Source organism: Anaerobacillus sp. CMMVII (assembly GCF_025377685.1).
Classification (GTDB): domain Bacteria; phylum Bacillota; class Bacilli; order Bacillales; family Anaerobacillaceae; genus Anaerobacillus.
Map to the genome: position 1 here is coordinate 361,618 of NZ_JACEHK010000017.1, position 12,651 is coordinate 374,268.

Sequence of the window (12,651 nt, forward strand, 5' to 3'; positions counted from 1 at the left end):
AACGATATTTGTAAAAAAATATCACAGAAAAGAGCGGATTACAATAATATGAAAAAAAAAGAGACACATGAAAAGATTTATCAAGAAATGCTCAAAGTAGTAAAGGAGATCATTGCAGAAGGAGATTATCCAACAGAAGGTAAAATCAAGAGGAGGGTTTCCTTTCCAATTTATTATAAGGAGTTGTATGCCGCAAGAGATAAAGTTTTTACTAGATTAAATATCTCTAAGAATAATAGCAAATAAATAAGTGGAATTCACATTTTGATTAGACAGAAGATTAGTAACCAAATAGATAATTTTAGTCATTTGTATTATCTTTAGTTGTAAATTATTTCAACAAACATTCTTTGATAAGGTAGAAAAGTAAAAAGTAAAATAATTATTTGTTAGGGGAAATACCACATACAAAGTCAAGGTAGTGAATGTGGGATATCTTTCGTTCTATACAGTCATTTTGGGTGCAGTAAAAACTATTAACTACATAAAAGTCAATATGAAGTGGCAATAATTAAAGTGCGTATGTTATAATAAAAGCATATAATTATTATTTAAAATTAAATTAAAAATGAGAAGTCCATCGGACCGTAGGAGAACACTAAATTTGTGTCTTAAGGGTATCCGGCGGACTTTTTTATGTTAAAACAAAAAAAGAGTAAGATGAGTTATTTAAGTAATGAACATAGTCAGTTTGATTATAATATTCTGTATTCTAAAGAGAATTTAATTTACCAAAAAGTTACATTACTAAGTTGGCACCGCTAGTAACGGAACAGGGAATATTTAAGCTAAAGGAAAGAATAGACGTGTGGAAGCAAGTTAAAGAAGGAATAAGCTTGTTATTGTCCACTGGAATATCAATAAGATAACACTTAACAACAATTAGATGAAGATTTCGAGGGGCTAGTATTTTTGCATGATAAGGCTTCGGTATGTATAGTTAATCAGCTACAAGTCATATCATTGCCTAAAGTTTAGTTCGGCAGCATATCATTGCCTAAAGTTTACTATGCAGATACAAATTTCCAATACTTTTTAGTGTGATAGGTATTGATGAAATGAGATCCCTCTAAATGATTTAAATGTACCAAGGGCTGGCAACGATATGGTTTAACGTTTGGCAATTATATGCTTTAAGTCACAAGCCGTGTCAGGCTACGCGGTTGTTTTTATAAGCAGAAAAAATCGTTTTCAAATTTTTGTTTTAGCATTAACGTTTCTTTATTATATTTTCCGTTACGTGGCGTTACATTTTCGTAATCTTTTAAAATAAATTCACCTCGTTTTTTCTTAGAAGGTACCCTTAAATAGGGTGCTATAGCTCTTAGTATAGTAAAGACTGTTTCTTTACTTTTGATTACTAATGAATAAGAATTTTTATGCTTACTTGGCTTATAATTTTTTTATTACTTATACAACCACCGGTTAATTCTTGTACATAGGTTAATAGCTCAAGGTCTGTAGAGGCAATAGAAATTACTTGCCTGCGATTATGGGTGTTATTCATTTTGGTTAGTGTAATTGTCCCCTCACCATCAATAATCCCGGCTAAGTAAGCGGCTTCAATATTATTCAAAGCTAAAGTCCTCCTTTAAAGAATAAATAGGAACGTTTGTTCTATTTTTATTATGAATGAAAAATATTTATTTTTCAATAGATTTAACCTTTATTAAACCCCTAAAACTTTAACTCCTAAAGTTTTAGGGGTTTATTTTCTTAATATTCTAAAAAAAACCAAGGTTTAAGTAAAGAACGCCAATTGTGAGAGTATTTTTAGTGGTGATAAAATTTTAATGGGCAAAGAAAATGCCTATTCATTTGTGAAAGCGCTTTATAAATGCAGAAATCTTTATATCGAAAGGAATGAGGACGAAGGAGTGAATGGCGACAATTTCAAAAAAATGAAATGGAGAGTGGTGTCATAGTGAAAAAAGCGACTTTGTTATTTTTTAGTTGGTTATTGGTGTTTAGCAGTCTAGTTCCTTCTATCGGTCATTCAGTTGCTAGTGCAGAGGATGCCCCTCATCGGTACCATGTAGATTCTGTTTTGGCTAGTGTCCATGATGGTAATGTCCCAGAAAATACGCTTGATGATGATTTAGGAACAAGGTGGTCTGCTCAAGGAGAAGGAGAGTGGATCCAGTATGATTTAGGTAGAGTGGAAGAACTAGGCTATTTAGGGGTTGCTTTTCATAGTGGTAATGTACGTAAGTCTACGATCGGTGTTGAATTGTCTGTTGATGGCTCAGAATGGTCCAAGGTCGTTAGTCAATTTGAAAGCAGCGGGGAAAGCATTAATTTAGAATTAGTAGATTTTGACGACCAAACAGCAAGATATGTTAGGATTATTGGCTACGGAAACTCCAGCAATGCTTGGAATAGCCTGACTGCTGTTCATATTTATGCACCCGGTGAACCAGTAGTTGAACAATTAACAGTTCTCGATCCAGGTCCCAAGCCTGATGCAAAACCTTTTACAAAAGCAGGTTTATATTATCCAGATGAAACTGAATATGTTCCACACACTCCGAATGCTGTCACAGGAGTAACGTTAAATGTGTTAGATTTCGGAGCAGATACACAAGATAGTGACCATGATGATACGCCTGCCATTATTGCGGCGATTGAAGCAGCTCAACCAGGAGATGAGGTCTATTTTCCGAACGGTATCTATAATTTAAGAGGAACGATGCCGAACGATCATACATCCCATTTTTACTTAAAAAATGGAGTAAACCTAAGAGGCCAAAGTGAAAAAGGTGTAAAACTCGTATCTCACTTTGATGTCAAAGAGGTGCCTAATAGTAAGGTTATTACTTCCTATGGGAGACATGATGTAGTTGTCTCTAATTTAACGATTACCTCTACGTTCGATGGTGCTTATTCAGAAAATCCTAGTGTAAATAATCCAGAACGTGGAGGTCCAGGGTATGGAATTTTTATAGCAGATTTCGCAGGTCAAGCCTCTCATCATATTACGATTGATCAGGTAACCATTGAGAAATTTCAACGAATGGGCATTCGCATTGAAAAGAGTAATCGAGTAGTCGTTGAAAACTCTACATTCCGAAACGCTACCGATGTTGGTGGTGGAGGAGCCGGTTATGGTGTAACGATCCAAGGAATTCAAGGGATTGACCGATTAGGCCATGCCAATGATACGTATTTTAATGTGGTAAGAAACAATAGTTTTGAAGGTCCATATATGAGACATGGAACACTAATTCAAAATTTTGCCCATAACAATCTAGTTGACGGAAACAAGTATAAAGATAATATTCATGATGCAATTGATTTACATGGACAAGGCGAATATTTAAATGAGGTGCGGAATAATCGAGTCGACGGAGTGATTCGAGGTGGTATTGGGGTAGGAAATACAGGGGGAACAGCTCCAAACTCCCATTCTGCTTCAGGGGAAGGGAATTACATTCACCACAATACATTAACGAATACTCGTGATGGTATTACTGTCATTATGGGATCTCCAGGAACCGTCATCGAGAAAAATACGATTGTGAATACTCGCGGACCGGCAAATTCAAAAGGGATTTATTTGCTAAATGCCCCGCGCACCGTAGTAAAAGATAACACGATTGTAAATAACCGTGCTTCAGGTTTCTGGGCAATTTATATTGCAGAAGATCTGGGAGATAGAAATAATAACAACAAAGGTGCCGGAATTCCAGAAGATATTACGGTTATTAATAATAAAATTGTTAATAGTACGAATGGGATTCGAATAGAGGCTGGTAAGCGAATTACTGTTGAAAATAACCTGCTCCAAAATATTTCTGGAGAAGAGTTTGTCTATTTAATTAATGAGGAAGATGAAAAGGAAGTAATTAACGTAGCTCTGAATCCTACCGATGATGCGAAAGTAGATATTCAGTCCCCTGATAGTAATTACGGTGTTTATAACCAGGATTTACTATCTAATGTAAATTTTTATAAGTATTTTAATATAAAAAGTAATTCCTCGAAAACTACTGGTCGAGTTGCTTACTTTAAATATGACCTATCGGACATTAATGAGATTAGTAGTGCAGCGTTCCAATTAACAGGAAAAACAGGTAGCAATACAACCTCAGTAGAATTAGCTGTTTTTGCTATACTGGAAAACAATTGGGATGAGGAAACGATTACTTGGAATAATGCTCCTAACTTAGCTGATAATGTTGTCGAAGTGACAGGGGTTGATGAGACTGCATTTTATATTGGAAGCTTTACTGTCGATCAAGCAGATAATGCCGAATATAGTGTGGATGTAACAGAATTTGTGAAAATGCGAACGATGAAGTCAGTTTCTTAGTTATCGACAAACTAGGACAAAACGGAAATGTAAATCTATATTCGAAAGAAGAAGCAGACGCCTCTCGTTGGCCTGTACTATCTATTAATACCTATGAGTCGGAAAACACTCAGCCAGAAGAAGACGATACATTGACCTACATTCCGTTTACCCCAACCGATGATGCGAAGGTAGACATTGAGTTTCCAAACAGAAATTATGGTGTTTCTGATCCAAGCCTTGAAGGAGAACGTGATGTAAACTTCCATAAGTACTTTAATATTAAAAGTAATTCCACGAAAACGACTGGAAGAGTTGGCTTTTATAAATTTAATATAGATGAGTTAGGAGAAGAGCTCGAAAAAGCAACTTTTCAATTAACAGGAAGACTCGGTAGTAATACGACTTCTGTTGAACTTGCTGTATTTGGAATACTCGAAAATAATTGGAGCGAAGAAACCATCACTTGGAATACAGCACCTAATTTGTTAAGTGATCGCGTTGAGGTAACTGGTGAAAATGAGTCAGCATTTTTCTTAGGAACGTTTACAGTAAATCAATCTGTGGTCACTGAACATAGTGTCGATGTAAGTGAATTTGTAAAAAATGCAGCGGGAAATGAAGTGAGTTTTCTAGTCATAGATTTATTAGGTCAAGGTGGAAATGTGAACTTATATTCCAAAGAAGAGGCAAATTCCTCCTACAGGCCAGTATTATCAATTGGAGTTAAATAAATGTAGAGTGCAGTAAGGGGGAATTCCATGGGAGTTCCCCCTCTTGTTAGTCAATTGAAACAAAAGTTAGTTTACGTCAACCATTTCAGGCACGCACTTGAGTAAATCCCAAAGAGGTTGTAGATACTAAACAAATCAAAAACGATCAGACAGGTGTACATCATGGAGAAAAAATCGTTATTTCGGTTTATTGTGACAGTATTAATACTTATCCAATGCTTTATTTTCCTTACCTATTCAGTTGTTAATAACGGGGTAGATCGGTTAGATCAGTATGTAATTGACATAGTTAAGCCATTTGAGACCGACTTTCTAACAACAGTAATGAAAGTATTTAGTTATATTGGTAACACCATGCCAGTGATTATCATATCGCTTATCCTACTGATGATTATCTATAAAATATATAAAAGTGGCATGAAGTTGTTTTATTTATCGTTGTGTTGGTCGGTTCTACAGCCATAAATCAAGCTCTTAAATTTTTAATCAAACGAGAGCGGCCTCTGTCACGGTTAATTGATGAAGGTGGATTTAGTTACCCAAGTGGTCATACAATGGCAGCTGTTTCTTTGTACGGGATCATTACCTTTATATTATGGAGGCATGTTAAAACCTCAACAAGACGAGTCATGTTGATTGTGTTTAGTTGCTTCATGATTATCTTTATCGCGATTAGCCGAATTTATTTAGGAGTCCATTATACAACCGATATACTTGGAGCCTTCCTAGTAAGTGGAACCTGGCTTTACGTCACCATTTGGCTGTACCAATATCGAATTGAAAAAAAACATGAGGAATGATTGCTTTAAATACTGGCTTGATTTGAGCTATGTGACTAGGGTTTACAATACTTAGGGAAAGTGGGTTACATAGCGCAGATCTATGCGACCGTAAATTACAAAATTTAGGAAAATTAGGTCACTAATCACTGGCATTAGTGACTGTAATTACAATTAGAAAAATAAAGTCCCGTAGTGCAGAACTATAAGACCACAATCTACATATTTAGCTTAGGTGCTAAGGTAAGTCCCTTAGCACTTTCTACAGTTCTAGGCAGACTCCGCTAAAACATCCTATGGAAATTTTCTTGCTCCGTTCCATTACTGTTCCTTATAATACACCCCCGCTTCACCTATATGTCCACGTGAGATGGAATATTCATGAAAAATGTCCATGAAGGGTGTCTGACACCCAAATGACATCGTTTGCGCACGAGGTTGCACAAACTCGGCACAAACCTACCAAACTGCTAGTTCGCCGATCATCCTGCCTTTAAATTACCGAAATATTAAAAATAACTGCCCTAACCACGAAATTTCCTGTTGCACTAAAGCCAAAAACAAAGTATCTTAGATTTAACGGTTAAATGTTAGCGTTTGCATAGATAGAAAAATAGAGTCCTTTTTGCTATCTATCTTTTTTACCAGATTTGTGCAAACGGTTTCGCAATAACCGGAACAAAATACTCAAACAAACTGAAAGGGGTAAAGAAGCGTATGATTAGTAAGAAATATCAAAGGTTACTTTCATTTTGGTTATCTCTTATTATGGTTTTTTCCGTTTTTACCAGCTATATTCCGGCTGTAGTAACGGCAGAAACTACTAGTTCCGTTGAACGTCATATTCACTTTGAATATGAGAGACCAAACGGAGACTACACAGGTTGGAATCTGTGGGTTTGGGGTACAGATGCAAAAAACGATCAGATCGACTTTACAGAATTTAAAGATGGTAAAGCGATTGCTAAAATTGCAGTAGGTCCGAAGGCTGATACCGTCGGCTTTATCGTTCGTCGTGGTGATTGGGAAGAGAAAGATCCTGATATGGACCGCAATATTAAATTAAATAAAAATGACCCTATCACGAAAGTTTTTGTAAAAAGTGGTCAAGCTCCATTTCATATAGTTCCGGATGGTACGGCACCTGTTGTCGATAATGGCAATGCCCATTTTTACTTCCGAGATAAAACCCTATTTTACAACAACGAAATGGCCAAAATCGAAAAAGTTGAGCTTAGTGTAGCTGATGCTCGCTTCGAGATGGTTTATGAGCCGCTTAATGAACGTTTTGTTTACACATATGAAAATATAGCTCCTGGAGTTTATGATTATACTTATTTCGTAACGGTCGACGGTGTGACAACAGAGGTTACAGATCCTTACAATACGGTTAATGGGAAGTCGACGTTAGCGTATGTCGTTGCTGATGTGAACGTCACAGGCTCTGTATATCCAAAAGCTGTTACGTATAATCAAAATGCAGTTGTTACAGTAGAACTTGATAACAAAGATGAAATTGAAATTCGTGAACTATATGTTGACGCTACAAGTGTTGGTGGTCCTGCGAAGCTAAAAGTGGACCCACTATTAAATGAAGTGACAATTTCTGTAGATCACAAAACAACAGCTGGTCAAAAGGTATTACCGATTGTTGCAGTTGATGCATTTGGTGGTACTCATAAAGGTGAAGTGACCCTTGAAGTGAAAGCGCGAACATTTATTGGTGAAGCGGACTTCGATTGGGATGAAGCCTTAATTTATTTCTTATTAACAGACCGTTTCTTCGATGGAGACTCAACGAATAACGATCCTTATAAAATGAATTATGATACAAGCTTACCTGGTGCTTACCAAGGTGGAGATTTCAAAGGAATTACGAAAAAATTAGATTATCTTAATGACTTAGGAATTAATACAATTTGGATCAATCCGATTGTCGAAAATATTAAGTTCGATGTTAGACACCAAAATCCTGGGACACCGTACTATGGCTACCATGGCTATTGGGCGAGTAACTTTGAAAAGTTAAACCCGCACTTTGGCTCGATGGCAGATTTCCACGAATTAATTGACGAAGCTCATGCTCGTGGAATGAAAATTATGGTTGACGTTGTGTTAAACCATACAGGTTATGGGTTGAAAGTCGTTGATGGTGAATTAGCTGTCGATAAACGTCCGAATGGATACCCAACTGACGCGGAGCGTGAATTTTACAAGGATATGCTTCGTCAAGGTAAAAATGTTGGTGAAGCAACTGTTCGCGGTGAACTAGCTGGGTTACCTGATTTCATTACAGAAGATTCGGCAGTTCGTAATCAAATTGTGGAATGGCAAGTAGATTGGATCAATAAATCTCGTACGGCTAAAGGAAACACGATTGATTACTTCCGTGTCGATACAGTCAAGCACGTTGAAGATACAACATGGATGGCATTTAAAAATGAATTAACAAAAGCGATGCCTGAATTCAAGATGATTGGCGAATCATGGGGGGCGTCGCAAAACGATGATCATGGCTACTTAAACACAGGCATGATGGACTCGCTACTAGATTTCAATTTTAAAAACTATGCTCGTAACTTTGCAAATGGTCAACTTGATCAAGTTCATAACACGTTAGTTGCAAGAAATAATAAGTTAACAAACAGTGCAACGTTAGGACAATTTTTAGGAAGTCATGATGAGAATGGATTTTTACATTCGGTGAATGGCGACAAAGGGAAGTTAAAAATTGCTGCGGCACTACAAATCACCGCTAAAGGTCAGCCTGTCATCTATTATGGTGAGGAACTAGGGTTATCTGGTGAGGCAAACTATCCTTACTATACAAACCGACCAAATATGCCTTGGGACAAAGTAGCAGGTAATGACGTTCTTTCTCACTACCAAAAGCTATTGGCGTTTAGAGGTGAAAACGCGAAAGTATTTGCAAAAGGTGATCGTGTAAAACTTGCAGGATCTGATCAAGAAAAATATCAAATTTTCTCTCGTAATTACGAAGGTGAGTCTGTTTATGTAGGCTTAAACGTTGCGGAACAAGCGAAGCAAGTAACACTAGCTGTGAGTTCTTCAGACCTTGTCGTAACAGATCATTATTCAGGGAAAACGTACACTGCTGAAAATGGGGAAGTTTCATTTTCAATCCCGGCAATGGCTGAAGGTGGAACCGTTCTTCTTACAGCTGAAGGCGGAACAATTTTAGGAACTCAGAGCACGTTACGAGTTCATTACCAAAGAACAAATCATGATTATGCGAACCTAGGTTTATGGCTATGGGGTGACGTTACAGCGCCTTCAGAAAATTGGCCAACAGGTGCGACAATGTTCGTGGCAGGACAAGAAACAAGTTTTGGTGCATACCTTGACATTACGTTAAAGCCAAATGCCCAAGAAGTAGGGTTCTTAGTTTTAGATGTAACGAATGAACAAAAAGATGGAAATGATAAAACGGTCCAACTTACTCCAGGTGTAACAGATATTTGGATCAAACAAGGCTCGGATGAAGTATTCTACAAGAACCCTGATGAAGAAGCAGGAATTCCTGAAAATACACTACGAGTTCACTACCAAAGAATAGATAACAACTTTACGGATTTAGGCTTATGGTTATGGGATGACGTTGCTACACCGTCAAGCAACTGGCCAACGGGTGGGACAAAATTCGTTGCTGACCAAACGACAAGCTACGGTGCGTACCTTGATATTCCACTAATTCCGAATGCACAAAAAGTTGGTTTCCTTGTCTTAAACACAACAAATGGTGATAAAGACGGCGACGATAAAAAGTCGAGCTATTCTCACCAGAAATTAATGAAGTATGGATTAAACAAGGCTCTGACGAAGTATTCTTCTGGGAACCGGTTGATCTTCCTGAAAATACCGTACGTATTCACTATGAAAGATCAGAAAAAGACTATGATGGTTGGGCAGTTTGGAACTGGGCAGATGTTGTCGCACCATCAGATGGTTGGCCAAATGGCGCTACTGATAAAGCGGGTGTTGGCAAATATGGTGCTTACTACGATATTAGTTTACAAGAAGCAGCTAAAAAAATAGGCTTCCTGTTTGTAAATAAGCAAAACGGTAGTCAAACAAGTGATTATAGTTTTGAAATGCTAGATCAATATAAAGAAATTTTTGTTAAGCATGGTGATGACAAAATTTACACGAATCCATTTGGAGCAATTCCAGTTGTGCTTGTTTCTGGTGAATTGCTTTCAGACAAAAAAATCGGTCTTGTTTTTTCGAAAACAGAAGGCTTAACTGTTGATGAGTTAAAAAATGAAATTTCGATCAAAGACAAGGATGGCCAAACAATCACGTTCGACAGTGTCACAATTGAAGATGCCAAGCGCGTGAACATTCACGGTCAATTCGACTTAGATCAAGCTCCGTTTGAAATCACTTATGGTGAGAGAACAGTGTCGGCAAAAGCTGGCTGGAGATTAATTGACGAAATGTATGGCTATGATGGTGAGCTAGGCGTTAAGCTACACGCCGATGGAACAGCAACATTAAAGCTATGGTCTCCAAAAGCGGATCAAGTTTCTGTTGTTCTATATGACAAAGACGATCAATACAAAGTTGTGAAAGAAGCAGTGCCAATGACACTTGGTGAAAAAGGTGTTTGGACTGTCACACTTGATAAAGCAAATACAGGATTAGATAGCTTAAGAGGTTTCTACTATCACTTCAGTATTACTCATGGTGAAGTGACGAAATTAGCGCTTGATCCTTATGCAAAATCAATGGCAGCTTGGAGTCATGAAGCAGGGTACCCAGTTGGGAAAGCAGCAATTGTTGATCTTTCTAGCATTGGTCCTGAATTAGATTTTGCCGAGATTCCTGGCTATGAAAAGCGTGAGGATGCGATCATTTACGAAGTTCACGTTCGTGACTTTACATCTGATCCAAACATTGCAGCAGATCTGAAGGCTCAATTTGGAACTTTCGCTGCCTTTGTTGAAAAATTAGATTACATCCAATCATTAGGTGTTACTCATATCCAACTCCTACCAGTGATGAGCTACTTTTTTGGCGACGAATTGAAAAATCAAGTAAGAATGCTCGAGTATGCCTCAACACAAACGAACTATAACTGGGGTTATGACCCTCACAGTTACTTCTCTCTTTCAGGAATGTATTCAGAAAATCCGAATGATCCTGAACTACGAGTAAAAGAATTTAAGAATTTAATTGGTGAGATTCATAGACGTGATATGGGTGTTATTCTAGATGTTGTTTACAACCATACTGCAAGAGTTTCCATTTTCGAAGACCTTGTACCAAACTACTATCATTTTATGGATGCTGATGGTACGCCAAGAACAAGCTTTGGTGGCGGACGTTTAGGTACAACTCATAAAATGGCAAGAAGAGTTCTTGTTGACTCAATTCTTCACTGGGTCAATGAGTACAAAGTCGATGGTTTCCGTTTTGATATGATGGGTGACCATGATGCAGAAAGTATTCAAGAAGCGTTTGATAAAGCGAAAGCCATCAATCCGAACATTGTGATGATCGGTGAAGGCTGGAGAACATTTGCTGGTGATGAAGGCGATCCTGTACAACCAGCTGACCAAGACTGGATGCAATACACAGAAGCTGTTGGTAGCTTCTCTGATGAATTCAGAAATGAATTAAAATCAGGATTCGGTAGCGAAGGTCAACCGAGATTTATTACAGACGGTGCAAGAAACGTTCAACAAATTTTTGAAAACATTAAGGCTCAACCACGTAATTTCGTGGCAGATCAGCCAGGTGATGTCGTTCCTTATATTGAAGCGCATGACAACTTAACACTGTACGATGTGATTGCTCAATCAATTAAGAAAGACCCAGCAATTGCTGCCAATGATTTAGAGATCCATAAGCGAATTAGAATTGGGAATGCGATGGTACTTACAGCTCAAGGAACAGCCTTTATCCACGCTGGTCAAGAGTTTGGACGTACAAAGCAATGGTTAGCTCCGGCCGAAGAAGCTCCATACAAGTCTACGTTCATGGTAGACCAAGAGGGTAAGCCGTTCCAAAATCCATACTTCATTCATGACTCTTATGACTCGTCAGATATCATTAACAGATTTGATTGGGAAAAAGCAACAAACGCTGAGCTATATCCTGTGAACAACGTCACTCGTGAGTACACACAAGGATTAATCGCGTTACGTAGATCAACAGACGCCTTCAGATTAGGCTCAAAAGAACTAGTTGACCAAAATGTAACCTTAATCAATGCAGCAGAAGTAAGAACAAATGACAAAGTAATCGCCTACCGCAACGAAGCAACAAACGGAGATGCCTACTATGTATTCGTTAATGCTGACAACACCGAAAGAAGCTTTACTATCGGTGAAGACTTAACAACAGGCATCGTCATAGTAGACAGTGACGAAGCAGGTATTACTGCAGTTCAAGCAGAAACAGGCTTCACGTTAACAACTGAGAAAATTACCTTAGATGCGTTAACAACTGTTGTCATTAAAGTTGCGGTCGAGCAGGAAGAGCCAGGCGACGGCGAACCAGGCGATGGTGAACCGGGAGATGGTGAGCCAGGAGATGGTGAACCAGGAGACGGCGAACCAGGTAATGGTGAAACACCACAACCACCTTCTAAAGACAAAGATAAAGACAAAGATAAAGACAAAGATAAAGATAAAGATAAAGATAAAGACAAAAAAGATAAAGAAAAGAAAGATAAAGACAAGAAAGACAAAGATAGTAAAAAAGACGCAAAACTACCTGATACAGCAACAACTAACTACAATTGGTTATTTGTAGGGATGGGCTTAATGTTCGCTGGAGGGGTCTTCTTCATCATTCGAAGAAGAAGAGGAATGGAATAACA

7 protein-coding genes and 1 pseudogene are annotated in these 12,651 nt (G+C 37.9%); 7 read left to right on the forward strand and 1 reads right to left on the reverse strand.

Going from position 1 to position 12,651, the window contains the following annotated elements:
- The first annotated feature begins 48 nt into the window (after window positions 1-48).
- Window positions 49-246 (forward strand): hypothetical protein, encoded by a 198-nt coding sequence (locus H1D32_RS23195; RefSeq protein ID WP_261180559.1) that lies wholly within the window; start codon window positions 49-51, stop codon window positions 244-246.
- 1,114 nt (window positions 247-1,360) lie between these two features.
- Here the strand turns inward: H1D32_RS23195 and H1D32_RS23200 are convergent.
- Window positions 1,361-1,576 (reverse strand): LAGLIDADG family homing endonuclease, encoded by a 216-nt coding sequence (locus H1D32_RS23200; protein ID WP_261180560.1) that lies wholly within the window; start codon window positions 1,574-1,576, stop codon window positions 1,361-1,363.
- 348 nt (window positions 1,577-1,924) lie between these two features.
- Here H1D32_RS23200 and H1D32_RS23205 point away from each other — a divergent pair, with 348 nt between their 5' ends.
- The 6 genes and pseudogenes from H1D32_RS23205 to H1D32_RS23230 all read left to right on the forward strand — a co-directional run bounded on the left by H1D32_RS23205 (window position 1,925) and on the right by H1D32_RS23230 (window position 12,649).
- Entirely contained in the window at window positions 1,925-4,312 is a 2,388-nt protein-coding gene (locus tag H1D32_RS23205) for a DNRLRE domain-containing protein (RefSeq protein ID WP_261180561.1), read from the forward strand.
- Between the two features lie 131 nt (window positions 4,313-4,443).
- Complete coding sequence (locus tag H1D32_RS23210; RefSeq protein WP_261180562.1) at window positions 4,444-5,025, forward strand: DNRLRE domain-containing protein; 582 nt, start codon at window positions 4,444-4,446, stop codon at window positions 5,023-5,025.
- Between the two features lie 162 nt (window positions 5,026-5,187).
- On the forward strand, window positions 5,188-5,490 hold the full coding sequence (locus H1D32_RS23215; protein WP_261180563.1) for a hypothetical protein: 303 nt from the start codon (window positions 5,188-5,190) through the stop codon (window positions 5,488-5,490).
- Window positions 5,466-5,825 (forward strand): phosphatase PAP2 family protein, encoded by a 360-nt coding sequence (locus H1D32_RS23220; protein WP_261180564.1) that lies wholly within the window; start codon window positions 5,466-5,468, stop codon window positions 5,823-5,825. Before H1D32_RS23215 ends, H1D32_RS23220 begins: the two co-directional genes overlap by 25 nt.
- Window positions 5,826-6,572: 747 nt before the next feature.
- Window positions 6,573-9,542 (forward strand): annotated as a pseudogene (locus tag H1D32_RS23225) (pullulanase-associated domain-containing protein); the annotation flags it as partial.
- Window positions 9,543-9,625: 83 nt separating this feature from the next.
- Complete coding sequence (locus H1D32_RS23230; RefSeq protein WP_396126317.1) at window positions 9,626-12,649, forward strand: pullulanase; 3,024 nt, start codon at window positions 9,626-9,628, stop codon at window positions 12,647-12,649.
- Window positions 12,650-12,651 lie beyond the last annotated feature (2 nt).